Here is a 25,819-nt window from a genome sequence, read left to right as displayed (position 1 = left end):
CTGGCCTCTGGCCTCCGGCCCCTGGTCCCTCAATATCTGATGATCCCCGGCACGGTGCAGCCCTCGATCTGTGCATGCGCCGAGGTGGCGTTTTCCTTTTCGGCGCGTGCCAGGTGCGCCTGCTCGACGGTGGCCCAGTGGCGGCGGCACAGCGGGCCGGTTCGCGAGCCGAGCGAGACGGCCTTGCGCGCCAGCGTTTCGGCGCGCGCCCAGTCGCCCTGCAGCAGCGCGATCTCGGCGCGTTCCTGGAGGATGCCCGGGTCGCTCTCGACCAGCAGCAGCGCCTGGTTCAGCGCTTCGGCGGCGCCCGCCAGGTCGCCGGCCTCACGGCGTTCGGCAGCGACCTGGCGCAGGTCGTCCACCTGCGGGTCGCGCAGCGGCTGCACCGACACCTCCTTGTCGTCGACGCCGGCGATGTTCTGCACCGCGGCCATGCGCTGCGCCGGCGTGGTGGTGTCGACCACCGGCGGCGGGGGCGGCGGCGTGCTGGTGCACGCGGCCAGGGCGAGGGATACGGCCAGGACGGCCAGTGCGCGGATCGGAAGCGGGCTGTTCATGCGCCGCATTATCGCGCAGGCGTATCTGAAGGCGTGCTGGACGCCGGCGCCGGCTCCTTGCGGTCCAGCCCGAACCAGCTGCGCCAGCCACCGCCTTCCTGCGCTTCCTCTTCCGGCACCGGCTGCGGCGCGCACGGCATGTAGCCCGGGGCGAAGCCGGCCACGAACGGGAAGCGGCGCGCGCCCGGGCAGCCTTCGTCGGTGCTGTTGTTGCCTTCGGCCGCGACGTACTGCCAGTCCAGGCCCTTGCTGTTCACCCGCAGCGGCTTGCTCGGCAGGTTGCGGAAGATGCCCGCCCACACCCGCATCGCGGCGGTGGCGCCGTACAGGCCGGCCTGCTCGTTCTGGTCGTTGCCCATCCACACCACCGCTAGGTGGTCGCCGGTGTAGCCGGCGTACCAGCTGTCGCGGCCGTCGTTGGTGGTGCCGGTCTTGCCGGCCGGCTGCAGCCGGCCCAGGCCGTCGGCGTTGAGGCCCGCGGCGGTGCCGCTGGACACCACCTGCTGCAGCGCCACGCTGATCAGGTTGGCGGCGATCGAATCGCCTTCCTGCGCCGGCGCCGGGGTCTTGTCGTAGCGCTTGAGCAGCTTGCCCTGGGCGTCGACCACGCCACGCACGGCGTGCAGCGGCTGGATCTCGCCGCCGGAGGCCAGGAACTGGTACAGCTGCGCCATGCCGTAGGGGCTCTGGTCGGTCGAACCCAGGATCACCGCCGGGTTGGCCTCGGCCTTGAGCCCGGCCAGCACGTGGATCAGCTGGGTCAGCCGCTCCGGCCCGACCTGCATGCCCACGCGCACCGTGGCCTGGTTGTAGGAACGGGCCAGCGCGTCGATCAGGCGCACCGTGCCGTGGCTGCGGTTGTCGGCGTTGCCCGGCGTCCAGTTGCGCCCGCGGCTGAGCTGCACGGTGACCGGGGTGTCCTCGACCCAGGTCGCCAGCGACCAGCGGTCCGGCTGCGCCAGCGCCAGCAGGTAGACGAACGGCTTGAGCAGCGAACCGACCGGGCGCTGCGCGTCGATGGCGCGGTTGAAGCCCGGCTCGGCCACGTCGCGGCTGCCGACCACCGCCAGCACGTCGCCGTTGTGCACGTCGGTCAGCACCAGGCCGGCCTGCAGTTCCGGCCGGCGCTTGTTCTGCAGCGACTTGACGGTATGCGCCACCGCGCCTTCGGCGTAGGCCTGGGCCGAGGGCGACATGCCGGTGAAGACGTTCAGGCCGGCGCCCTGCAGGGTGCTCTCCGGGTAGTCGTGGCCGAGCTGGCGCCGCACCAGGTCGATGTAGGCCGGGAAGCGGTTGGCCGCGACCAGCCCCGGCGCCTTCGGCACGCCCAGCGGCACCTTCAGCGCGCGCTGGTATTCGGCCTGGTCGATCAGCCCGTTCTCGTGCAGCTTGCCGAGCACGAAGTTGCGCCGGTCCAGCGCGCGTTCGGGATTGCGGCGCGGGTCGTAGTACGACGGTCCCTTCACCAGCCCGATCAGCAGCGCCACCTGCTCGGTGGTCAGCGAATTCAGATCGCGCCCGAACCAGAACTCGGCGCCGGAGGCCACGCCATGGATGGCCTGGCTGCCGCGCTGGCCCAGGTAGACCTGGTTGAGGTAGGCCTCCAGGATCACCGGCTTGTCGTAGCGCGCTTCCATGATCAGCGCGTACAGCACTTCGTTGAACTTGCGGGTAAGGGTCTGCTCCTTGCCGATGCCCAGCAGGCCGCTGCGCGCCAACTGCTGGGTCAGCGTGCTGGCGCCCTGCCGCACCTTGCCGCCGGAACGCACGGTCACCCACACCGCGCGCGCGATGCCGCTCAGGTCGATGCCGTGGTGGCTCTTGAAGTCCCGGTCCTCCACCGCCTGCAGGCCGGTGACCAGCAGTTCGGGCGCCTCGGCGATGCGCACCAGCCGCCGCTCTTCCTGCTTCTGCCCGTACAGCGTGGCGATGCGCGCCGGGTCCAGCCGCGCGGCCTTGAGCGCCTTGCGCGCGGCGGCGTCGCGCAGCGACGCCACCTGCCCGCCGGAAACGGCCACTTCCACCCGCCGCGGCGCCACCCGCCCGTCCACGTCGACGTAGCCGCGGCTGGAAATGGTGAAGCGGCCGCCCTGCAGCCGGTAGGTGCCCGGGCTCTGACCGACGCCGTCGTCGCGGTAGGCCGAGGCCGCCAGTTCGGTCTTGAGCGTGTCCGCGTCCATCGCCAGCCCCGGCGCCAGCACCAGTGGCCGCGCGTAGACGCGGGTCGGGATCTGCCAGCGCAGCTCACCGAAACGCTGGGTCACCTGCGAGTTCAGGTACAGCGTGTAGGGAATCAGGAAACCCAGGCCCAGGGCCGCTGCCGCCAGGCCCCAGGTGATCAGGCGGCTGCGCCAGGGCGTGCCGAGATCGTCGGTATCGTCGTCCAGTTCGTCGGAATCGTAGCGTCGCGGCACGGGGATGCGAGAATGTAGGTTCAGGCGAGTCTAACGCAGCCTTGCGCCACGGCACGGCTGCCGGCCCCCACCTGCTTAAGCTGGAGTTGCAACCGAATGTCGATGTCCCCGGCCGACGTGCGCTACCACCTGGATCGCATCGTCGGCCTGATCCGCCGCGGCCTGGCCAGCCTGCGCACCCGCGGCTGGCGCGCCACCCTGCAGCGCGTCGGCGTGCACCTGCGGCGGCAGCCGCCGCCACGGCGCGAGCCGCTGTTCGCGCCCGCCGACGCCCCGTTCGCGCCGTTCGCCGTGCCCGCCAGCGCCGAGCCGGCGGCCAGCATCGTCATCCCGGTCTACGACCATGCCCGGCACACACTGGCCTGCCTGCGCGCGCTGGCCGCACACCCGCCGGCGGCGGCCTGCGAGATCCTGGTGATCGACGACGGCAGCAGCGACGACACCGCCGCCTGGATGGCGCAGATCGACGGCCTGCGCTACCACCGCCGCGTACAGAACGGCGGCTTCATCGCCGCCTGCAACGACGGCCTGCGGCTGGCGCGCGGGCAGTACGTGGTGCTGCTGAACAACGACACCGTGCCGCAGCCGGGCTGGCTGGACGCCCTGCTCGACACCTTCGCGCGCGTTCCCGAGGCCGGCCTGGTCGGCGCGCAGCTGCTGTACCCCGACGGCCGCCTGCAGGAATCGGGCGGCGTGGTGTTCGACGACGGCAGCTGCTGGAGTTATGGCCGCTTCGAGTCGGCCGAGGACCCGCGCTACGCCAGCCTGCGCGAGGCCGACTACTGCTCCGGCGCGGCGCTGGCCATCCCGCGCGCCCTGTTCGAGGAACTGGGCGGGCTGGACACGCGTTATGCGCCGGCCTACTACGAGGACACCGACCTGGCGTTCAAGGTGCGTGCCGCCGGCCGCCGCGTGCTGGTGCAGCCGGCCAGCCGCGTGGTGCACGACGAGGGCACCAGCAACGGCACCGATACCCGCAGCGGCGTCAAGGCCTGGCAGGTGCGCAACCAGCAGGTGTTCGCGGACAAGTGGCGCGACGCGCTGTCGCGGCAGCTGCCGGCCGGCAGCGTTCCCGGCCCCGCACTGCTGCACCGCGGCCAGCGCCAGATCCTGATCGTCGACGAGGCGGTGCCGCGGCCGGACCGCGATTCGGCCTCGCTGCGCCAGTTCAACCTGATCCGCATGCTGCTGGCCGGCGGCGCGCACGTGGTGTTCCTGCCCACCCGCGGCGGCCACGGCGGCGCGGCCACCGAGGCGCTGCAGGCGCTGGGCGTGGAGGTGTGGCATGCGCCCTGGCTCAAGGGCGTGGGCCCTTGGCTGCGTGCGCACGGCCCGCGCTTCCAAGTGGCGATGCTGGTCCGCCACCACGTCGCCAGCGAGTGCCTGCCGCTGCTGCGCCGCGACGCCCCGCAGGCGCGCACCGTGTTCGACACGGTGGACCTGCACTACCTGCGCGAACGCCGCGGCGCCGAACTGGCCGGCGACCCGCGCCTGGCGCGCAGCGCCGAACGCACCCGCGCCAGCGAGCTTGCGGTGATGGCCGCCACCGACGTCACCCTGCTGGTCAGCGCCGCCGAGAAGGAACAGCTGGCCCTCGACGCGCCGCAGGTGAAGGTGGAACTGCTGTCCAACCTGCACGAGGTCGCCGGACAGGGCCTGGACTGGGCGCAGCGGCACGACCTGGTGTTCGTGGGCGGCTTCCGCCACCCGCCGAACCTGGACGCGATGCAGTGGTTCATCGGCGAGGTGTTCCCGCTGATCCGGCAGCGCCTGCCGCTGGTCCGCTTCCACTGCATCGGCGCCGACGTGCCCGACAGCCTGCAGGCGCTGGCCGCCAGCCAGCCGGGCGTGCAGGTGCACGGCTACGTGCCCGACGTGGTGCCGTGGATGGCCGGCGGTCGCATCGCGGTGGCGCCGCTGCGCTTCGGCGCCGGGGTGAAGGGCAAGATCAACCTGAGCATGGCCCACGGCCAGCCGGTGGTGGCGACCCCCTGCGCGGCCGAAGGCATGCACCTGCGCGACGGCCAGGACGTGCTGGTCGCCGACGGCGCGGAGGCCTTCGCCGACGCGGTGGTGCGGCTGCACGACGACGAGGCCCTGTGGCGGCAGCTGTCCGGCAACGGCCTGCGCAACATCGCCCGGCACTTCTCGATGGACGCCGCGCGCGCGACCGTGGCGCGGGTGTTTCTGGGGCAGGAGTGAGTGAAGAGGAGTGAGGAGTAAGAAGGGGCAACAGCCAAAGCCGTCATGTCCGCGCAGGCGGAGAGTGCTTTTCGCTCTTTCTCACTCCACTTCACTCACTCCTAGCGCCTCGCATTGCCCAGCCGCTCGGCGAAAGCCGGCAACTCCGGCGTGGCCGCGTCCAGTTCGCGCGCCTGCTCCAGCGCGCGGCTGGCGAAGGCGACGTCGCCCGCGCCGAGGCGTTCGCTGCCGACCGCCAGCCAGCGCTGCGCCAGCCGGCGCCGCGCCGCGGGCAGCAGCGGATCGCCCGGCGCCAGCGCCTGCCAGGCGTCCAGGCAGGTGCGCGCCGCCTGCAGGCGGTTGCCCTGGAGGTTGTCGTCCAGGCAGCGGCGCGCGGCCGGCAGGATGCGGGCGCCGGCCTGCCTCACCCGCGCGTCGCGCGGCGCCAGCGCCTGCGCGGCCTTGAAGCGGTCGTAGGCGCTGGCGCCCGGCGGCAGCAGCCACTGTCCCTGCGCCGCGGCGCTCTCCACCTGCGCCAGCAGCGCGCGCACCCGCCGTTCGCGCTCGGCGGCCGGCAGCCGGGTTTCCAGCGCCTGGCGCGCGCCCTGCGCGCGCTGCAGCGCCTGCGCCGCGGCCGCGACCTCGGGGCTGTCGGGCACCAGCGCGCGCGCCTGCCCCAGCGCTTCGGCGGCCTGTTCGAAATGGAAATCGCCGGCCAGCCGCGCGGCTTCGCCGGCCCAGGCGCGCGCCACCTGCTGCAGTCCCTGCGTGGCCGCCGGATCGTCGGCCACCGCCAGCACCTGCCGATAGCCGTCCGCGGCCTTGTGCAGGCGCCCGCGCGCCAGGTCGCGCGCGGCCTGGCCGCGGCGCCGGTCCAGCGCGGCGTTCAGCGCGGCGCGGGTGGCCGGCAGTTCGGAATGCCCCGGGTCGTAGCCTTCCACCTGCCGCAGCAGGCGCGCGGCGGTATCCGTTTCGTTGCGCTGCGCCGCGGCCACGGCTTCGGCCAGCAGGTCGGACAGCGCGTCGTCCTTTCCCTGCAGCGCCTGCAGGTGGTCGGGCCGCACCGCGAGCACGCGCTGGTACAGCGGCAGGGCGCTGTCCGGCCCGTCGTCCAGGCGGCCCTGCGCCTGCGCCGCCTCGGCGCGCCGCAGCAGGTCGCCGACGGCATCGTGTTCCTGCGCCTGGTGGCGCAGGCGCGCGGCGATGGCCTCCCGTTCGGCCTGCGGCACCTGCAGCTGCCGGGCCAGTTCCAGCGCCTCGCGCGCGGCGGTGGCGTCGCCCGCCGCCAGGCGCTGCCGCGCCTGTTCGAGCGCCTGCCGGCCGGTGGCCGCCAGGGCGTCGCGCACGTCGCCGCGGTCCGGGTCCAGCGCCGCCGCCGCTTCGAACAGTTCGCGCGCGCCGCTGCCGTCGGCGGCGGACAGGTGGCCCTGGCGCAATGCGCGCCGGCCGTCGTCGAGCAGTTGCTGGATGCGGGTTTCCGGCCACAGCAGGTTGGCCAGCGGCTGCCGGAACAGGGTCAGCAGCAGCGCCAGCACGGCGACGCCGATGGCGATCGAGCGCCAGGCGCGCGGGCTGTCCCAGCCGCGCGCCACCCACCAGCGCCCGTACAGGCGCAGGCGGCCGGCGGCCAGCGCCAGCCATCGCGGGAGGTGGGGATGCCCGTTGTGCATGCGGCCAGCCTAGCAGTCCGCCATGACGCCGCGCGTCGCCGCGGCGGTTCAGCCCATGCGGCGCGCTTCGTCCACGCCCGGCAGGGCGTCGAGCTTGCCCAGCAGCGTGGACAGCTGGCCGTAATCGCTCACCTTCAGGCGCAGGCGCAGCTGCATGCGGCCGCTGTCGCGCAGCGGGTCGCTGTTGATGTTGAGCACGTAGGCGTCTTCCTGGGCGATCAGGTTGGTGATGTCCTTCAGCAGCCAGCGCCGGTCCATCGCGCGCACCATCACGTCCACTTCGTAGCCCGAACCCGCGCGCCCCCACTCCACCGGCAGCACGCGCTCTGGATGCGCGGCCGACAGCCGCGCCAGCGCCGGGCAGTCGGCACGGTGCACGGTGACGCCGCGGGTGCGGGTGAGGTAGCCGGCGATGGGTTCGCCGGCCACCGGCTGGCAGCAGCGCGCCAGCTGCACCAGCAGGTTGCCCACGCCCTGCACGGTGAAATCGGACCGGCCGATGCTCTCGCGGCGCGCGGTCGGCCGCGGCAGCGGCGGTGTCGCCGGCGCCGGCTGGCTCTTCTCCTTCTCCGCCTCCAGCAGCGCGCGGCTGACCTGGCTGGGCCCGGTGTCGCCGAGCGCGACCTGGATGTACAGGTCGTCGACGCTGTCGGCGTGGAAGCGCCTGGCCGCGACCATCAGGTCGGCCTGCTGCAGCCCCAGCCGCTTGAGCTCGCGGTCCAGCAGTTCGCGCCCGGCCTGCACGTTGCGCGCGCGGTCGAGCTTGTGGAACCAGGTGCGCACCTTTTCGCGCGAGCGGCTGCTGGCGAGGAAGCCGTTGGCCGGCAGCAGCCAGTCGCGGCGCGGGTCGGCCTCGCGCGCGGTCATGATCTCGACGCGGTCGCCGCTGCGCAGGCGGTAGGTCAGCGGCACGATGCGGCCGTTGACCTTGGCGCCGCGGCATCGGTGCCCGACCATGGTGTGCACGTGGTAGGCGAAATCCAGCGGCGTGGCGCCGGCCGGCAGGTCCATCACCTCGCCCTTGGGGCTGAGCGCGTAGACGCGGTCCTCGATCAGCTCGGCGTCCAGCGCGCCGGCCAGGTCCTCGGGGTTGGCCGCGTCCTGCGCCTGCTCCAGCAGCTGCCGCATCCAGGTGATCTTGCGGTCGAAGGCCTTCTCCGCGCCCTTGCCGCCTTCCTTGTATTTCCAGTGCGCGGCCACGCCGAGCTCGGCCTGCGCATGCATCTCGTGGGTGCGGATCTGCACTTCCACGGTGCGCCCTTCCGGGCCGATCACCGCGGTGTGCAGCGAGCGGTAGTCGTTGGCCTTGGGCCGGGCGATGTAGTCGTCGAACTCGCTGGGGATCGGCGTCCACAGCGCGTGCACCACGCCCAGCGTGGCGTAGCAGGCGCCGATGTCGTCGACCATCACCCGCACCGCACGCAGGTCGTAGAGCTGGTCGAAGGCCAGCTTCTTCTTCTGCATCTTCCGCCAGATGCTGTAGATGTGCTTGGGCCGGCCGCTGACCTCGGCGCGGATGCCGTTCTCGGCCAGCGCCGCGGACAGGCGCCGCTTGACCGCCTCGACGTAGCGCTCGCGCGCCAGCCGGGTCTCGTCGACCTCGCGCGCGATGTGGCGGTAGGTGTCCGGCTCGAGGAAGCGGAACGCCAGGTCCTCCAGCTCCCACTTCAGCTGCCAGATGCCCAGGCGGTTGGCCAGCGGCGCGTGGATGTCGCGGGTCAGCTGCGCCAGCGCGCGGCGCTGGTCCTCCGGGCTGCGGTCGGCCGCGCGCATGCAGGCCAGCTGGCGCGCCAGCAGCACCGGCACCACGCGCAGGTCGTGCACGATGGACAGCAGCAGGCGGCGCAGGCCCTCGCTGTTGCGCCCGGCCTCGCGCCCGGCGTGCAGCGCCCACACCTGGTCGGCCGCATCCTGCCCGTCGAGCAGGCCGCGCACGGCCGCGGCCGCTTGGCCCAGCGGCAGTTCCGCCAGGCGCGCGCGCAGGCCCGGCAGGTCGAACAGCAGCGCGGCCGCGATCACCGCCTCGTCGGCGGACAGCAGCGCCAGCGAGTCCAGCGTGTCGGTCAGCACCGGCCATGGCAGGCGCGGCTGCGCATCGGTTCCGGGCTGCTGCCACGCGGCCAGCAGCGCCTGCCGCAGCGGATCGGAAAGGGCGCCGCAGGACGGGCGTTGCAGCAGGGCTTCCAGGCCGGAGAGGGAGGAACGGTTCACAGCGGTCGATCGCGGGCGGATGCCCCTACACTAGCGCCCAACCATCCACGGGAACAATCGCCCATGAAGCCGTCGCGCCTTTCCGTCCTGCTCACCGCCGCCCTGGTGCTTGCCCCGGTCTTCGCCGCCCAGGCGCAGCGCGTCGTCGAAGGCGACCTGCAGCAGCAGATGTCGGCCGAGGAATTCAAGGCCGCCGGCCTGGACAAGCTCTCGGCCGAGGAACTGGCCGCGCTCAATGCCTGGCTGCAGGGCAAGGTGCAGCGGGCCACCGCCACCGCGCTGGAACAGGCGCGCGAGGAAGGCCGCCAGGAAGTGATCGTGAAGAACCGCGGCTTCTTCGACTTCGGTTCCAAGGACCCGATCGAGGCGCGCCTGGAAGGCGAGTTCCGCGGCTTCGGCAAGGGCCGCCAGTACACGCTGGACAATGGCCAGGTATGGGAGCAGAGCGATGACGCCAGCGTCGCCGGCGTGCGCAAGCAGGCGCCGGGCGTCAAGATCGCGCCGGGCCTGCTGAACGTGTGGTACCTGCAGGTCGAAGGGCTCAATACCCGCGCCAAGGTCCGTCGCATCAAGTAACCGCGGGACGTCCGCGCCGGTCCGCACCGGCCGCGGGCACCTGCATGCCGGCAGGCCACCGCGATCCGTCGCGGCCTGCCGACCCGGGCCACCGCGCCTGCCTTCGACGATCGTCCACCATGCCCGCCATCGTGTTGCTCATGTTGCTGCTCCTGCTGCCGGCCGCCGCCTCGGCGCAGGTCTACAAATGCAAGGGAAAATCCGGCGAAACGGCCTATTCCGAGCATCCCTGCGATGCCAACGCGCAACCGATGAAGCTGCGCGAGGAGCGCCCTGCCGTGCCGCCGCCGCAGATGGAGCCGGCCGCGCAGGAAACCTCCCCGCTGCGCGAGAGCGATTCCACGCCGGCTCCCGCCGCCGCGGAGCCTGACCGTACCGCCGAACGCGAATGCATCGCCAACGCGACCGCCTCGATCTACGGCCCGTCCAACGACCGCGTGGCGACCTTCCAGCAGCAGATGGCCATGCTCAACGAGCAACTGGCCAACGCGCCGGACGCGCAGCGCAGCCAGGCGCTGCGGGCGCGCATGGCCAACCTGCGCCAGGCCATCGGCCGCGAGCACGCGCATGCCCACGAGCAGGTCAACAGCGCGCGCCGGCGCTGCGTGGAGCAGTACCGCCCCACGCCGTAGGCGCGGGCTTGCCCCGCATGCTCTGCTCCCGGTGAAGCCGTGCCGGGCGAGCCCGGCACCTACGGCGCCCCCGGCGGCGGTGATCAGCCGCGCAGCGCGGCGACCCGCTGCGCCAGCTTCTTCGGCGAAATGCCGGAGCGGAAGCCCAGTTCCTGCGCGAACAGCGACACCCGCAGTTCCTCGATGTCCCAGCGCAGCGCCGACCATTCCGGCTGCGCCGCGCGGCCCTGCAGCCGCGCCTCCTCCAGCGCGTCGACGAAGGGCTTGAGCTCGAGCATGCGCGCCTGGTCGCGCGGCGGATCGCGCTTGGCCCGCTCGGTGCGCAGGATCATCGCCTTGAGGTAGCGCGGGAACTGCGCCAGCGCATCGGCCGGCGTTTCGCGCAGGAAACCGGCGTGGATCAGCGAGGCCAGCTGCCGCTCCATGTCATCCAGGTTGCCGCGCGCCCAGCCCATCAGCGGCGCCTCCAGCAGCGGCTTGAGCTCGCCGGCCAGGCCGAGGATGCTCTCGGCCAGCCGCAGCCGCTCCATCGCCTCGCCGAACAGGCACTTGCCGGCATCGGTACGGCGCTGCTCGAACGCATCGGGCGAACGGATATCGCCCAGCCCGTCGGCCAACACCGCGTTCATGGCGGCGTCGACGAGGTCGCCACGCAGCCTTTCCTGCGACTCTATCGCCGCATACAGCAGCCCGGTCTTGGGCGACACCGGCAACTGCTTGCGGGCCTGCTTGACCTTGTCGGCCAGGGCGATTTCCAGCAGGCGCCGCACGCCGCCCGGATGCGCCAGCCGCGCTTCGTTGCGGTCGGCGAAGATGCGCAGCGCCGCCGCCTCGCCGGTATCGACCAGCGCCGGATACGCCGGCACGCCAGCTTCGCCCGGCACCTGCTCGGGGATGGCCGCGGCCGGGAATTCGCGCAGGCCCTCGGCCGCCAGCGCCTTGCCGGCGCGCGCCGCGAACGCCTGTCCGGCACGCTCGCCGTAACGCGCGCGCAGCGCCTCCAGGTCGCGCGACATCGCCAGCACCCTGCCCTCGCCATCGGCCAGGCGCAGGTTCATGCGTAGGTGCGGCTCCAGCGCGCCCTCGTCGAAGTCGGTGGCCGCCACCGCCGCGCCGGTGGCCTTGGACAGGAACCGCGCCAGTTCGCCACGGATGTCGTCGGCCGACGGCTGCGGCCAGGCCTCGAAGAACGCGCGGCCGAAATCCGGCGCCGGCACGTAGTTGCGGCGCATCGCCTTGGGCAGGCTGCGGATCAGCGCCGCCGCCTTGTCGGCGACGAAACCCGGCGCCAGCCACGACAGCCGCGCCGGGTCCAGCGCGTTGAGCAGGTGCAGCGGCACGTCGAGGGTGACGCCGTCGTCCTGCGCCCCGGGCTCGAAGCGGTAGTGCATCGCCAGCCGTGCGTCGCCCAGCGCGAAGTACTTCGGATAGCGCTCCTGCTCGCTGCCCTCGCCCGGCAGCAGGTCGGTCAGCGACCAGCGCAGCGCGCGGTGCTGATCGGCCGGCAGCGCCTTCCACCAGGCATCCAGCCCGCTGGCCGAATGGATCTCCGCCGGGATACGGTCCAGGTACCAGCGTGCCTGCCAGTCCTCGTCGGCGACGATGCCGGCGCGGCGCAGCTTGGCTTCTTCCTCGCGCGCCTGTTCCAGCACCTTGAGGTTGTCGGCGACGAAGCCGGCGCGGGTGTTGATCTCGCCGGTGACCAGCGCCTGGCGCACGAAGATGTCGTGCGCTTCGCCGGGATTGATGCGCCCGTAATGCACCGGCTTGCGCGGCGCCAGCACCAGCCCGAACAGGCTGATCTGCTCGGCGGCCAGCACCTGCCCCTGCGCGCGCGACCAGTGCGGATCGAAATGCTTGCGCGCCAGCAGGTGCGGCAGTTCGGCGATCGCCCAGTCCGGTTCGATCGCGGCGTTGGTCAGGCCCCAGACGCGCTGGGTATCGAGCAGGGTCGCGCTCAACACCCACGGCGGCGGCTTTTTCGACAGCGCCGAACCGGGGAACAGATGGAAACGGCGCTGGCGCGGCGCCTGGAAATCGCCCTTGTCGGTACGGTGGCCGATCTGCGTCGGCAGGCCGGCGAGGATCGCGCGGTGCAGCGCCTGGTAGGCGGCGACGCGGACCTTCTCGGGAATGGAGGCGGACTCTGCGCTTGAGTCGGTGTTCCCACTGACCTGCCGGGCTGCTGCGCTTTTGCTGGAGGAAGCCGATGCCGCCTCCGGCTTCGCGCCTTCGCGCGCCAGCCGCGCCGCCTTGTGCAGTTCGCCGCGCGTGGCCTTGCGTTTGGCTTCGCCATCGCCGCCGGCCGGCAATGCCGCCGGTGCGGCCAGCAGCGCCTTGCCGAAGACACCGTCGCTGCCGCTTTCCCAACCCAGTTCTTCGCACAGCAGGCGCAATTGCCGGTGCAGCTCGCGCCACTCGCGCATGCGCAGGAAGCCGAGGAAATGCCGGCCGCACCAGTCGCGCAGCTTCGACTGGGTCAGCTCTTCGTGCGCGACGCGGTAGCCCTCCCACAGGCGCAGGATGCCGAGGAATTCCGAGCGCGGGTCGGCGAAGGCGGCATGCGCGTTGTCCGCCGCCTCGCGCGCCTCCGGCGGTCGTTCGCGCGGGTCTTGGATGCCCAGGAAGGAGGCGATCACCAGCATCTCGTGCAGGCAGCCGGCCTTCTGCGCGGCCACCAGCATGCGCGCCAGTTTCACGTCCACCGGCAACCGCGCCATCTGCCGGCCGATGGCGGTGGGCTTGCGCTCGCCGTCGATCGCGCCCAGCTCGGCCAGCTGCTGCCAGCCATCGGCCACCGCGCGCTCGTCCGGCGGTTCCAGGAACGGGAAATCCTCGATCCGCCCCAGGCCCAGCTGCAGCATGCGCAGGATCACCCCGGCCAGCGAGGAGCGGCGGATTTCCGGATCGGTGAACTCCGGCCGCGACTGGAAATCGGCTTCGGCGTACAGCCGGTAGCACACGCCCTCGGCGATGCGTCCGCAGCGGCCCTTGCGCTGGTTGGCGCTGGCCTGCGACACCGGCTCGATGTGCAGCCGGTCGAGTTTCTGCCGCGGGCTGTAGCGCTTCACGCGCGCAAGACCGGGATCGACCACGTAGCGGATGCGCGGCACCGTCAGCGAGGTCTCGGCGACGTTGGTGGTCAGCACGATGCGCCGCTTCGGGCCAGGATTGAACACCCGGTCCTGGTCCTTCGCCGACAGGCGCGCATACAGCGGCAGCACCTCGGTCTCGCGGTACTTGCGCCGTTCCAGCGACTGATGCGCATCGCGGATCTCGCGCTCGCCGGGCAGGAACACCAGCACGTCGCCGCGCGGATCGGTGCGGGTGATCTCGTCGACCGCGGCGACGATGGCGTCGGTTGTTGGATCACGGGACCCGGGACCGGGGACCGGGGACCCGGATAAGCCCGTGCGCTCACCGCGCGTGCCGCCCGCTTTTCCCGGGTCCCCGGTCCCCAGTCCCGGGTCCCGGTCCTCCAGCGGCCGGTAGCGCACTTCCACTGGATAGGTGCGGCCCTCGACGCTGACCACCGGGGCACCGTCGAAATGGCGGGAAAAACGCTCGGTGTCGATGGTGGCCGAGGTCACCACCAGCTTCAGGTCCGGGCGCCTGCGCAGCAGCTGCTTGAGATAGCCGAGCAGGAAATCGATGTTGAGGCTGCGCTCGTGCGCCTCGTCGATGATCAGCGTGTCGTAGCGCGACAGCCAGCGGTCCGAGGCGATCTCGGCCAGCAGGATGCCGTCGGTCATGAACTTGATGCGGCTGTCCTCGCCCACCTTGTCGGTGAAGCGCACCTGGTAGCCGACCATCGAACCCAGCTCGGTCCCCAGTTCCTCGGCCACGCGCGTGGCCACCGCGCGCGCGGCGATGCGACGCGGCTGGGTGCAGCCGATCATGCCGGCCTCGCCGCGCCCGGCGGCCAGGCACAGCTTGGGCAGCTGCGTGGTCTTGCCCGAGCCGGTTTCGCCGGCGATCACCACCACCTGGTGGTCGCGGATCAGCGCGGTGATGCGTCCGGCTTCACGCGCGATCGGCAGCGCCTCGTCCATGCTGACCGCCAGCGGCTGGGCCGCGCGCTGCCGGCGCTGGCCGCGGGACTGTTCCAGCAGTTGCCGGAAGGCCGCCTCGGCGGCGGTGTCGGCCGGCCTGCCCTGCCAGCGCGACAACAGCCCGAGCAGGCGCCCGCGGTCGCGGCTCATCGCCCCGTCGATGCCCTTGCGGGCTTCGCGCAGGCGCGCGGCAATGTCCTTTTCGATAGCGCTCATCAATCGTTCAACGAGAAAACTTGAAATACCGGTAGGGTCCCGATGGGACTATTGTGAAGCCATTCAACCCGCCAAGGAGAAAGCAGCATGGCCAAGGCCAAGAGCAGCAGCAAAACCGAGACCGGCAAGAAGAAGCTGGTGGCCGCCGCGCCGTCGGCGCCCGGCATCGATATCGGGATCAAGGACGCCGATCGCAAGAAGGTGGCCGACGGCCTGTCCCACTTCCTCGCCGATGCCTACACCCTGTACCTGAAGACCCACAACTTCCACTGGAACGTCACCGGGTCGATGTTCAATTCGCTGCACACCATGTTCGAGGCGCAGTACACCGAACAGTGGACGGCGCTGGACGAGATCGCCGAGCGCATCCGCGCACTGGGCTTCAACGCGCCCGGCTCCTACCGCGAGTTCGTGGCGCTGACCTCCATCGCCGAGGAGCCGGGCCTGACCGACAGCGCCGACTGGCGCGAGATGGTGCGCCAGCTGGTGCAGGGCAACGAGGCGGTGTGCCGCACCGCGCGCAGGGTGCTGGAACAGGCCGAAAAGGCCGGCGACGCGCCCAGCGAGGACCTGCTGACCCAGCGCCTGCAGACCCACGAGAAGTACGCCTGGATGCTGCGGTCGCTGTTGCAGTAAACCCTTCGGGGCTTCGCCCCTGCGGGTTTTCCAGGGTTCCGCGTAGCGGAACCCTGGACCCTGCTTCATTTGCCTGCCAGATCCCCCCGCCTTCGGCGCGCCCCCTTGACTCAAGGGGGCTCTGCTCCGGATATTCCGCTTCGATTCCATCGTGCACGGGGGAGCACGGATGATGGCGACCAAACGGATTTCCGGGGTGGCACTGGCTTTTACAATTGTTGGGATCATCAGCGGCGCCAACGCCGCGCCCGATTCAAAGCCATCTTCCGCAACGGCCATTTTCCACGGGACACCGGCACAGGCCGATAGCTGGCTGGCAGCCCATCCCGCCCCGGAAGTCTGTGCCACTCGCCATCACCCGGAAGCCGGTAGTTGGTATTCCGGAAATCGCGCCAAAGCTTGGTCGGGTTGTACCCGGGATGGCTACTACCGCGATGTGAGAGGCAAACGACGCCTGCTCAGAACTGCCGCACGCCAATAGCCAGTTCGCACAAACGCCGACATTTCGTGACCGGCCCTGCAGCCACCCAAGACGTATCGCCCCCACCGCAAAAAGCGTGTCGGCTCAAGATGATGCCAACGGCTCCTGCGCACGCTCCCCATTCAACTCTTTGCCGATTCTGGCCGATACTGCGGGGATGATCCGGTTTCCGCCCGTCCTGCTGCTGGCCGCGCTGCTGTGTTCCCCGTCGCTGGCGCACGGGGAACGGCTGGCCGCGGTCGTCGACAGCCTGCAGACGCGCGGTTACTCCTCGCCGCTGGCGGCGGTGACCCGGCTGCAGGCGGTCGAGGACCGCCCCGCGGACGACGCGCCGCTGGCGCAGCGCCACGCCTACCAGGCCGCCGTCGGCCGCTACGCGGCGCAGGAGCGGCGCCCGGCGATGGCGACGCTGGCGCAGCAGGCCAGCGCCGCGCTGGAGAAGATGGCACGCGACGAGCGGTGCGGCGCCTGCGCGGTCGACCAGCATCTGATCCAGGCCCGCTGGGCGCTGACCGAACGCAATGCCGACCGGGCCCAGGCCATGCTGGACCGCATCGGTTCGCGCCGGGAAGAGCTCAACTCCCTGCAGCGGCAGCAGTTGCATTACCTGCGCGCGCGCCAGTACCAGCTGCAGAGCCGGCTGGACATGGGCATCCGCGAAGCGCTGCTTGCCGACGAACTGTCCGGCCGCCATGAAGCGGAGCGGCTCATGGCGCAGAACCTGCTGGCGGTGCTCAATGTCTACCTGGGCGACTACCGGCGCACCCTCGAGATCAGCAAGGCCACCCATGCCCGCGCCGAGCAGTTGGGCTTCACCCAGGCCATGGCCGAATCCAAGCTCAACATGGGATTCGCCCACCTGCGCAACGGCCGCCGCGACCTGCAGCTGAAACTGCTCGACGAGGTGCTCGCCCTCACCCGTGGCGACGAGGGCCTGGCCATCATCCAGAGCACCGCGGTCTCCAACCTGGCCGACTACTGGCTCAACCAGCGCGACTACCGCAGGGCGCTGGACTATTCCGAACAGGCCGTGGAGCTGGCCGGGCGCATCGACGACCCGCTGACCCTGGCCTATGCGCTGGTCAATCGCGGCGCGTCCAAGGCCGGGCTGGGCCAGGTCGAGGCCGGCGTCGCCGACGCCACCGAGGCCATCACGCTGACCGAGCGGATCGGCGCCAGGACCGACCACATCGGCATGCTGCAGGAACTGGTCAACATCCACGAGCACGCCGGCGATTACCGCAATGCCTTCCTCACCCTGCGCCGCGTCGAGGGCCTGCAGCAGGAGATCACCCGCCAGGCGCGCGAGAAGGCGGTGCTGGACCTGCAGGAGAAATACGCCTCGGAAAGCCGCCAGCGGGAGATCGAACGGCTGGCCGCGGCCAACCGCCTCAAGGAAGCCGAGCTGGCCACGCAGGCGGTACGGCGGCAGATGTGGGCGGCGTTCTCGCTGGCGCTGGTGCTGCTGGCGGTGGTGCTGGTGCAGTGGCTGCACCGCAGCCGGCGCGCGAACCGGCGCCTGTCCCGCGACGTGGCCGACCTGGCCGAGCAGTCCATCCACGACCCGCTGACCCGCGTCCACAACCGCCGCCACGGCCAGGCGCTGCTGGCCGGTTACGGCCGCAGCGTCGACGACGCGCCGCCGGGCGATCCGCCGGCGCTGGGGCTGATGCTGCTGGACATCGACTTCTTCAAGCAGGTCAACGACCGCCACGGCCATCCGGCGGGCGACAAGGTGCTGGTGGAGGTCGCGCACCGCCTGCGCGCCCTTCTCCGCGAGCAGGACGCGGTGGTGCGCTGGGGCGGGGAGGAATTCCTGCTCCTGCTGCCGGGCCTCCACGCCGCCGCCCTGCCGGCGCTGGCCGACCGCCTGCTGCGCACCATCGGCACGCCGCCCATCGCCCTGCCCGGCGAGGACATCGCGCTGACCGCGTCGATCGGTGCGCTCAGCGCGCCGTTCGCCGGCAGCACCGACACCGATGCGCTGATCCAGCTGGCCGACCTGGCGCTGTACCGGGCCAAGGCGTCCGGACGCAACCGCGCGCTGTGCCTCGCCGCGCTGCAGGAGAGCCTGGACCCGGTGGCGCTGGCGCGCGACCTGGCCGCCGCGCAGCAGGCCGGGCAGATCGGGATGACCGTCGTTCCCGGCCCTGCCCAGCCGCCGCGGCCATGATCGTGCTCCCCGACGGCCGCTCCGATCCGGCGATCGCCCGGAGAAAGTGAAACGACCACGTCTTCCCCGACCCATGCGCGGGAAACCGGCGGACGGCGAGGCTTGACCGGGCAGTTATCCTAGGCGGCATGTCTTCCCCCGCCCACGAACTGCTGAAGCGCGTCTTCGGCTACGACGCCTTCCGCGGCAACCAGCAGGCCATCGTCGAACACGTCACCGCCGGCAACGACGCCTTGGTGCTGATGCCCACCGGCGGCGGCAAGTCGCTGTGCTACCAGGTGCCGGCGCTGCTGCGCGAGGGCTGCGGCATCGTGGTTTCGCCGCTGATCGCGCTGATGCAGGACCAGGTGGAGGCGCTGCGCCAGCTCGGCGTGCGCGCCGAATTCCTCAATTCGACGCTGGACGCCGAGACCGCCGGCCGGGTCGAGCGCGAACTGCTGGCCGGCACCCTGGACCTGCTCTACGTCGCGCCCGAGCGGCTGCTGACCGGGCGTTTCCTGTCGCTGCTCGAGCGCAGCCGCATCGCCCTGTTCGCGATCGACGAGGCGCACTGCGTGTCGCAATGGGGCCACGATTTCCGCCCCGAGTACCGGCAATTGACGGTGCTGCACGAGCGCTGGCCGCAGATACCGCGCATCGCCCTGACCGCCACCGCCGACCCGCCCACCCAGCGCGAGATCGCCGAGCGCCTGGACCTGGCGCAGGCCGAGCATTTCATCAGCTCCTTCGACCGCCCCAACATCCGCTACACCGTGGTGCAGAAGGACAACGCCAGGCGCCAGCTGCTGGATTTCCTGCGCGGCCACCGTGGCGAAGCCGGCATCGTCTACTGCATGTCGCGGCGCAAGGTCGAGGAAACCGCCGACATGCTGCGCGCCGAGGGGCTGGACGCCCTGCCCTACCACGCCGGCCTGCCGGCCGAGGTGCGCGCGGCCAACCAGCGCCGCTTCCTGCGCGAGGACGGCATCGTGATGTGCGCCACCATCGCCTTCGGCATGGGCATCGACAAGCCGGACGTGCGTTTCGTCGCGCACACCGACCTGCCCAAGTCCATGGAAGGCTACTACCAGGAAACCGGCCGCGCCGGCCGCGATGGCGAGCCGGCCGAAGCGTGGCTGTGCTATGGGCTGGGCGACGTGGTGCTGCTCAAGCAGATGATCGAACAGGGCGAGGCCGGCGAGGAGCGCAAGCACCTGGAACGCGCCAAGCTCGACCACCTGCTCGGCTACTGCGAATCGATGCAGTGCCGCCGCCAGGTGCTGCTGGCCGGCTTCGGCGAAACCTACCCCCGGCCCTGCGGCAACTGCGACAACTGCCTGACCCCGCCGGCCGCGTGGGACGCCACCGTTCCCGCGCAGAAGGCGCTGAGCTGCGTCTACCGCAGCGGCCAGCGCTTCGGCGTCGGCCACCTGATCGACATCCTGCGCGGCAGCGACGGCGAGCGCGTGCACCAGCTGGGCCACGACAAGCTCAGCACCTTCGGCATCGGCAAGGACCTGGACGCGCGCAACTGGCGCGGCGTGTTCCGGCAGCTGGTCGCCGCCAGCCTGCTGGAAGTGGATCCGGAGGCGCACGGTGGCCTGCGCCTGACCGACGCCAGCCGCGACGTGCTCAAGGGCCGCCGCCAGGTGATGATGCGCCGCGAACCGCCGGCCACGCGCGGCGAACGCGACCGCAGCGGCACCCCGCGCACCGGCGTGGCGGTGCAGCCGGAAGACCTGGCGCTGTTCAACGCGCTGCGCGGCCTGCGCGCCGAACTGGCGCGCGAGCAGAACGTGCCGGCCTTCGTCATCTTCCACGACAGCACCCTGCGCAACATCGCCGAGCAGCGGCCGACCAGCCTGGACGCGCTGGGCCGGGTCGGCGGCATCGGTGGCAGCAAGCTGGCCCGCTACGGGCAGCGGCTGGTCGAGATCGTGCGCGAGCAGGGCTAGCCGCGGGCCAGCAGCAGCAGTCCTTCGAGCCGGCGCCGCCACGGCGCGCCTTCGACCTGCAGGCGCGCGAGCGCCGGGCCGGCCTGCCGCAGCGCGTCCAGCGCCGGTTGCCGGTGTCCGAGCCGGAGCAGGGTTTCGGCCAGCTCGATGCGGCAGAGCGCGGTTTCGACCTTGTTGTCGCCGTGCAGCAAGCGCGCATGCGCCAGCGCGGTCCTGCGCAGCGCCAGGGCGGCGGCGCCTTCGCCGCGCCGCTCGGCCAGGTCCGCACGCGTGCGCAGCAGGCGCAGCTGCAACGGGGCCGGGACGCTGCCGCCGAGCTTCTCCAGCAGCGCCTGCGCCTGCGCGGTGTCGCCCTGCAGGACGTGCCAGTCGATGCGGTTGAGCCGCGCCTCGATGCGCCCCGGCGCATCCGGCGGCAGCGCCGCGTCCAGGCCTTCGTCGGCGTGCAGCAGCAGCCAGCCGGCTTCGTCCATGTGCCCTTGGCGCATCAGCAGCGCGCCCAGTCCCGATTCGGCGCGCAGGCTGGTGGGCGACTGCCCGCCCAGCCTCTCGCGGCGGATCGCCCACGCCTGCCGGTAGAGCCGCTCGGCCTGCGCGACATCGCCGCGCAGCTCCTGCAGGTCGCCGTAGTTGTACAGCCCCATCGAGTATTCCACCGAGTCGGTGCCGTCGATGATCCCGCTCAGCTGCTGGCGCTGCCGGTACTGGCGCTCGGCGGCGGCGTAGTCGCCCGAATCGCGGTACAGGTCGGCGAGCCCGTCGTGCTGCATCAGCACGAAACTGCTCTGCGGCCCATACAGCTCCTCGGCGTGGCGCAGGCCCGCCTGCAGCAGCGGCAGGGCCTGCGCGAACCGCCCCTGCTCGCGCAGGATCTGCGCCAGCCGCATCTCCGTGGCCAGCGCCATGCTGGTGCCGCGGCCCTGCGCGCCGCCGAGCACGTGGCGGAACTCGCGCTCGGCCGACGCCAGCCGTCCCCAGCGCAGGTACATCAGTCCCTTGTTGTAGGACAGCGTCAGGGTTTCGGTGGCGACGCTGTCGGCCGGCAGCTTGCCGTACAGCGCCATGGCGGCATCGAACGCGGTTTCGGCGTGGTCGAAATGCTGCTGGTTGACCAGCGCCAGACCGCGCGCGCCGTGCAGCCGGGCCCGGATCGCGGTGGCGCCGCGGGCCGGCAGCAACGCCAGCCCACGCTCGGCCAGGGCCTGGCCCAGCATGCCGTTGCCGCCCTGCGTCTTCTGCACGGACAGCTCCGCCAGCACCGCCGCCGCATCCGCCGGGCGGTTGACCCGCGCGTCCATGAAACCGTCGTAGGCCTGCTGCAGCAGCGCCTCGGCCTGGCGCGGGACGCCGGAGTTGCGGTAGGCCGTGCCCAGCACCGCACGCATCCGGGCCAGCTGCGCCGGCGCGTCGGCGAGGTCGCGCGCCACGCGCTGCGCGGCCTGGTCCAGCAGCTGCCGCGAGGAACGTTCCTCCTGCCCGCGCTCGGTGCGCAGGAAGGGGTCGGCGGTCTCGAACACGCCCACCATGAAGTCGCCGACCTGGCGGGCGACGGCCGCCTCCTCCTCGGCCTGCCGCCGTGCCTGCATCAGCCCGGCGACGAACAGCACGGCCAGCGCGAAGGCGGCGGTGCCGGCGGCGAGCCCACGCCAGTTGCGCTGCATGCCGCGCGCCAGCCGGTACATGCGGCCAGCCTGGCGCGCCGTCACCGGCTGCCGCTCCAGGTAGCGGGCGACGTCGGCCATCAGCGTTTCCACCGAGCGGTAGCGGCCGGCGACCTCCAGCGCGCAGGCCTTGGCGGCGATGGCATCCAGGTCGCCCACCAGCGCCTTGCGCCAGCGCAGGCTGGCCGGCGCGTTGGCCGACGGCAGCACCACCGCCGCTTCGCTGTCCTGCACGCCGCGTGCGCACGGGCGCGTGGACAGCAGTTCCACCAGCAGCACGCCCAGGCTGTAGACGTCGCTGGCCACGCCCACCGGCTCGCCGTTCATCAGTTCCGGGCTGGCGTAGGCCGGCGTGCAGTAGCCCGCCTCCTGGCGGTCGCGCGCGTCGTTGAGCAGGCGCGCGAGGCCGAAGTCCAGCAGCACCGGGCGGCCGTCGCGCCGCACCAGCACGTTGCCCGGCTTGAGGTCGCAGTGCAGCACCAGCCGCTCGTGCGCCGAACGCACGATCGCGCAGATGTCCAGGAACAGGCGCAGGCGCTGTTCCAGGCCGGGCGCGTGACTGGCGCAGTGGCGGTCCAGCGGCAGGCCCTCGACGTATTCCATCACCAGGTACGGGTAGCCGTCCGGCGTGGTGCCGCCGTCGTAGAGCTGGGCCACGTCGGGCAGGTTGAGCCCGGCCAGCACCTGCCGTTCGGCCTGCAGCCGCTCGACCTCGCCCGGCCCCGGCAGGCCGTGCAGCAGCTTGATCGCCACCGTGCGCCGGTAGACGCCGTCGTCGCGCTCGGCCTTGAACACCGTGCCCATGCCGCCGCTGGCGATGCGCGCGGTCAACCGCCACGGCCCCAGCCTTCCCCCCACCGCCAGCTCCGGGGTGAGCGCGCGCGCCAGCGCCGTATCCAGCCGGCTGCTGACCCGGCTCAGGCCGCGGGTCTGCGACTGCAGCAGCTGCAGCACGTCCTCGGCCAGCGCGGGATCGTCGCAGCGCGCCTGCACTTCCTGCCGCCACTGCGCGCGCGGCAGGTCGCAGACGGCATCGAACAGTTCGCGGACCTGGCGCCAGCGCGCCGCGTCCGCCGCCTCCGCGTTCGCCATCAGGCCAGCTGTCGGTTGAGCCAGGCCCGGGCGAAGCGCAGGTCGCGGTCCACGGTGGGCGCGGAAACGCCCATCACCGTGGCGATCTCGTCGCGGCTCATGCCCCCGAAATAGGTCAGCTCGACCATGCTCGCCGCCCTGGGTTCCAGTTCGGCCAGCTGGTTCAAGGCCTGGTGCAGCGCCATCACGTCGTAGGCGCTGCCGTCGTCGTCGGGAACGTCGCTGGCGTGGGACAGCGTCAGCTGCACCAGGTTGCCGCCGCGCTTGTCCGCCGCGCGCGCGCGCAGGTGGTCGACCAGCACCGAACGCATCTTCAGCGCCGCCACCGCGATGAAATGGGCGCGGTCCTTGTAGTCCGCTTCCGCCCCCAGCAGCCGCAGCAGCGATTCGTTGACCAGCGCGGCCGGCTGCAGCGTGCCGCCGCTGTTGTTGAACAGGCGGTTGCGCGCGACCAGCATGAGGTCCGAATACAAGGCTTCGAACAGCTGTTCCCGCGCCTGCGCATCGCCGCCCTGCCAGCGGTGCAGGAGTTGCGTGATCTGGGTACTCAAACGTCCCCCGTCCTGCCGAAAACCGGACCGCTCCATGGTAGGACCGGCCCTGCCCACTGCCAACCACGGCAGTTCACGGAATCGCGCAGGCCCTGCAAACGAAAAGGTCCCGGACGATGCGGGACCCCTGCGCGATCATGGTGGGCCGTGAAGGATTCGAACCTTCGACCAAAAGATTAAAAGTCTTCTGCTCTACCGACTGAGCTAACGGCCCAAACAAAGACCCGGCATGGCGCCGGGGTGCGCATTCTAGCGCAAGACGCCCGAAAACAGAATTCGGCGACGGCCCGCCGTCCGTCGCGGACGCGGCCCGGTGCACACCGGAAACGGCGCGGCATGCCGTGCCGGCAGGCCGGAGCCGCCGCCTGCCGCGCACGGCGCCGCCGGCGCACCGCACCGCATCACCGACGCCCTGCCCGCGACCGCGGCCCCGGCGAGGAATGGCGGCTCAGGCGTAGCGGGTCGGATCGGCCAGACCGGCGGCGGCGAAGCCGTCGGCGCGCAGGCGGCAGGCGTCGCAGTGACCGCAGGCGCGCCCCTGGTCGTCGGCGCGGTAGCAGGACACGGTCAGCGCGAAATCCACGCCCAGCCGCGCGCCTTCGCTGGCGATCTGCGCCTTGCTCAGGTACTGCAGCGGCGCATGGACGCGGATGCCCGCGCCTTCCACGCCGGCCTTGGTCGCCAGGTTCGCCAGCGCCTGGAAGGCGGCGACGAACTCGGGGCGGCAATCCGGATAGCCGGAGTAATCGACCGCGTTGACGCCGCAGAAGATGTCGCTGGCGCCCAGCACCTCGGCCCAGCCCAGCGCGAGCGACAGCATGATGGTGTTGCGCGCCGGCACGTAGGTGACCGGAATGCCGTCGCCGCCGGCGTCGGGCACGTCGATGTCGTCGGTCAGCGCCGAACCGCCGATGGTGCGCAGGTCCACGTCCACGACCTTGTGCGCGGCCACGCCCAGCGCCTGCGCCACGCGCGCGGCCGCGTCCAGTTCGGAGGTATGGCGCTGGCCGTAGCGCACGCTCAGCGCGTGCACGGTGTAGCCCTGTTCCTGGGCCATGGCGATGACGGCGGCCGAATCCATGCCGCCGGAAAGAAGCACGACTGCCTTCTTCATGGAGTGATCTTCCGGTTGGGAGGGAACGCCAGCACGCTGTCCCGCGCCGGTATGGAATGGGAACGGAGCGCGCGCTTACCTGCCCGGCTCGTCGTTCCAGAGGATCTTGTGCAGCTGCATCTGGAAGCGCACCGGCAGGCGGTCGGCGACGATCCAGTCCGCCAGCGCGCGCGCGTCGAGCCGGTCCTTGCATGGCGAGAACAGCACCATGCAGCGCTCGTGCAGGCGCTGCGCGGCAACCATGTCCCTGGCCCAGTCGTAGTCGGCGCGGTCGCACAGCACGAACTTGACCTGGTCGCGCGCGGTCAGCAGCGGCAGGTTTTCCAGCCGGTTGCGCGCCATCTCGCCCGAGCCCGGGGTCTTGAGGTCGACGACGCGCGACACGCGCGGATCGACGCCGCCGATGTCCAGCGCGCCGGAAGTCTCCAGCGAGACGTCCAGCCCCGCGTCGCACAGCGCGCGCAGCAGCACCAGGCAGCGCTTCTGCGCCAGCGGCTCGCCGCCGGTCACGCAGACATGGCGCACGCCGTGGCCGCGCACCTCGGCGACGATGTCGTCGATGTCGCGCCATTGCCCGCCATGGAAGGCGTATTCGGTGTCGCAGTAGCCGCAGCGCAGCGGGCAGCCGGTCAGGCGCACGAATACCGTCGGCCACCCGGCGGTGTCGGCCTCGCCCTGCAGCGACAGGAAGATCTCGGTGATCTTCAACCGCGGCAGCGGCGACTGCACGATCTCGCTGGGCGTGGCGGCGGCGCTGGAAAGGGAAACGGCGGTCATGGCGGGGACTTCTGATGGGCGGGCGGTTTCACCGCCCCCTGAACGAACGCAGCCGGGCATGGCCCGGCTCTGCGGAAAACGTGTCGCCGGCGCTCAGCGGATCTGCTGGCCGAGCCGGATCGACTGCAGGCGGTCCTGCGCGGTGCGTGCGGCATCGCTGCCCGGGAAACGCGTGGCGACCTGCTCGAGCGTCTGCTCGGCCTTGCCCGCATCGCCCTGCCCGAACTGCGACAGGCCAAGCTTCAACAGGCCGCCGGCGGCCTTGTCATGGGTCGGGTAGCGGGCCACCAGGTCGCGGAACTGCGCCTCGGCCAGCTGGAAATTACGGGTGGCGTAATAGCTCTCGCCCAGCCAGTACAGCGCGTTGGGGGTGTAGACGCCGTCGGGGTACTGCTCCAGGAAGCCTTGGAAAAGACGGGCCGACTCGTCGTACTTGCCCGCCTTCAGCGCGTCGAACGCGACGTTGTAGGTGGCGCGTTCATCGCCGGCCGCCGCGACCGCGCCGGCATCGCCGCGCACGGTCGGGGGCTTTTCCGCCGCCGTGGGGCTGGTCGCCGGAGGCGCCGGCAACGCGGGCGTGTCCGCTGGTGCCGCGCCACCCTCGAGGCGGTTGAGGCGCCCGTCCAGGTCCAGGTACTGGTCCCGGTTGCGCTGCTTGAGCTGTTCGTTCTCGTGCTGGAGCTGCTCGATCGTGCCCTGCAGCGCCTGCATCTCGCTGCGCAGCTGCTGCAGCTGGTTGAGCATGTCGGTGTTGGCCTGGCTGTTCTGGACCTGCTGCTCCAGCGCGCCGACACGGTCGGCCAGGCTTTGCCGCTGCGCATGAGCGGGCGCGGCAGCCACGAGGGCTGCCGCAACCACGAGCATCATCGCCTTGATGCCGGTACGCATCGA

General features: G+C 71.7%; 16 protein-coding genes and 1 tRNA gene. 6 read left to right on the top strand and 11 right to left on the bottom strand.

Features of this window, described 5'->3' with window-relative positions; genetic code table 11:
• Positions 1–29 precede the first annotated feature (29 nt).
• Both ABTV91_RS07810 and mrcB read right to left on the bottom strand, forming a co-directional pair.
• Positions 30–566 (bottom strand): hypothetical protein, encoded by a 537-nt coding sequence (locus ABTV91_RS07810; protein WP_433853975.1) that lies wholly within the window; start codon positions 564–566, stop codon positions 30–32.
• Positions 566–2,971 (bottom strand): penicillin-binding protein 1B, encoded by a 2,406-nt coding sequence (mrcB, locus tag ABTV91_RS07805; RefSeq protein WP_433853974.1) that lies wholly within the window; start codon positions 2,969–2,971, stop codon positions 566–568. Before mrcB ends, ABTV91_RS07810 begins: the two co-directional genes overlap by 1 nt.
• Before the next feature lie 96 nt (positions 2,972–3,067).
• Here mrcB and ABTV91_RS07800 point away from each other — a divergent pair, with 96 nt between their 5' ends.
• Positions 3,068–5,173, top strand: a complete 2,106-nt coding sequence (locus ABTV91_RS07800; protein WP_433853973.1) for a glycosyltransferase — start codon at positions 3,068–3,070, stop codon at positions 5,171–5,173.
• A gap of 101 nt (positions 5,174–5,274) precedes the next feature.
• Here the strand turns inward: ABTV91_RS07800 and ABTV91_RS07795 are convergent, their stop codons facing one another.
• Complete coding sequence (locus ABTV91_RS07795; RefSeq protein WP_433854146.1) at positions 5,275–6,705, bottom strand: hypothetical protein; 1,431 nt, start codon at positions 6,703–6,705, stop codon at positions 5,275–5,277.
• A 165-nt stretch (positions 6,706–6,870) separates the two neighbouring features.
• Positions 6,871–9,033, bottom strand: coding sequence for a RelA/SpoT family protein (locus ABTV91_RS07790; protein ID WP_433853972.1), 2,163 nt, complete (start codon positions 9,031–9,033; stop codon positions 6,871–6,873).
• A gap of 63 nt (positions 9,034–9,096) precedes the next feature.
• Here ABTV91_RS07790 and ABTV91_RS07785 point away from each other — a divergent pair, with 63 nt between their 5' ends.
• Both ABTV91_RS07785 and ABTV91_RS07780 read left to right on the top strand, forming a co-directional pair.
• Entirely contained in the window at positions 9,097–9,609 is a 513-nt protein-coding gene (locus tag ABTV91_RS07785; RefSeq protein WP_433853971.1) for a hypothetical protein, read from the top strand.
• A 140-nt stretch (positions 9,610–9,749) separates the two neighbouring features.
• Positions 9,750–10,241, top strand: coding sequence for a DUF4124 domain-containing protein (locus ABTV91_RS07780; protein WP_433853970.1), 492 nt, complete (start codon positions 9,750–9,752; stop codon positions 10,239–10,241).
• A gap of 83 nt (positions 10,242–10,324) precedes the next feature.
• Here the strand turns inward: ABTV91_RS07780 and hrpA are convergent, their stop codons facing one another.
• Positions 10,325–14,509, bottom strand: coding sequence for an ATP-dependent RNA helicase HrpA (gene hrpA / locus ABTV91_RS07775; protein ID WP_433853969.1), 4,185 nt, complete (start codon positions 14,507–14,509; stop codon positions 10,325–10,327).
• Positions 14,510–14,596: 87 nt separating this feature from the next.
• Between hrpA and ABTV91_RS07770 the strand changes: the two genes are divergently transcribed.
• The 3 genes from ABTV91_RS07770 to recQ all read left to right on the top strand — a co-directional run bounded on the left by ABTV91_RS07770 (position 14,597) and on the right by recQ (position 19,733).
• On the top strand, positions 14,597–15,145 hold the full coding sequence (locus ABTV91_RS07770) for a Dps family protein (RefSeq protein ID WP_433853968.1): 549 nt from the start codon (positions 14,597–14,599) through the stop codon (positions 15,143–15,145).
• A 638-nt stretch (positions 15,146–15,783) separates the two neighbouring features.
• Positions 15,784–17,799, top strand: a complete 2,016-nt coding sequence (locus ABTV91_RS07765) for a diguanylate cyclase (protein WP_433853967.1) — start codon at positions 15,784–15,786, stop codon at positions 17,797–17,799.
• Between the two features lie 128 nt (positions 17,800–17,927).
• Complete coding sequence (gene recQ, locus ABTV91_RS07760) at positions 17,928–19,733, top strand: DNA helicase RecQ (protein ID WP_433853966.1); 1,806 nt, start codon at positions 17,928–17,930, stop codon at positions 19,731–19,733.
• Here recQ and ABTV91_RS07755 read toward each other — a convergent pair.
• From ABTV91_RS07755 to ybgF, 6 genes are all read right to left on the bottom strand, one after another.
• Positions 19,730–22,486, bottom strand: coding sequence for a protein kinase domain-containing protein (locus ABTV91_RS07755; protein ID WP_433853965.1), 2,757 nt, complete (start codon positions 22,484–22,486; stop codon positions 19,730–19,732). The genes recQ and ABTV91_RS07755 overlap by 4 nt on opposite strands.
• Entirely contained in the window at positions 22,486–23,037 is a 552-nt protein-coding gene (locus ABTV91_RS07750; protein ID WP_433853964.1) for an ECF-type sigma factor, read from the bottom strand. Before ABTV91_RS07750 ends, ABTV91_RS07755 begins: the two co-directional genes overlap by 1 nt.
• A gap of 138 nt (positions 23,038–23,175) precedes the next feature.
• Positions 23,176–23,251: transfer RNA gene (locus tag ABTV91_RS07745), tRNA-Lys, on the bottom strand.
• A 234-nt stretch (positions 23,252–23,485) separates the two neighbouring features.
• Positions 23,486–24,151 carry a 7-cyano-7-deazaguanine synthase QueC gene (gene queC, locus ABTV91_RS07740; RefSeq protein WP_433853963.1) on the bottom strand — a complete coding sequence of 222 codons (666 nt, stop codon included), beginning with the start codon at positions 24,149–24,151 and terminating at the stop codon, positions 23,486–23,488.
• Positions 24,152–24,226: 75 nt separating this feature from the next.
• Positions 24,227–24,928, bottom strand: a complete 702-nt coding sequence (queE, locus tag ABTV91_RS07735) for a 7-carboxy-7-deazaguanine synthase QueE (protein WP_433853962.1) — start codon at positions 24,926–24,928, stop codon at positions 24,227–24,229.
• Between the two features lie 93 nt (positions 24,929–25,021).
• The gene (ybgF, locus tag ABTV91_RS07730; protein ID WP_433853961.1) at positions 25,022–25,816 is read right to left on the bottom strand and encodes a tol-pal system protein YbgF; all 795 of its coding nucleotides are present in this window, start codon (positions 25,814–25,816) and stop codon (positions 25,022–25,024) included.
• Positions 25,817–25,819: the final 3 nt, after the last annotated feature.

The organism is Stenotrophomonas nitritireducens (assembly GCF_050984405.1).
Classification (GTDB): Bacteria; Pseudomonadota; Gammaproteobacteria; order Xanthomonadales; family Xanthomonadaceae; genus Stenotrophomonas; species Stenotrophomonas nitritireducens_B.
The sequence above is the reverse complement of the archived record's forward strand: the minus strand, read 5'-3'. Positions and strand labels throughout refer to the sequence as shown.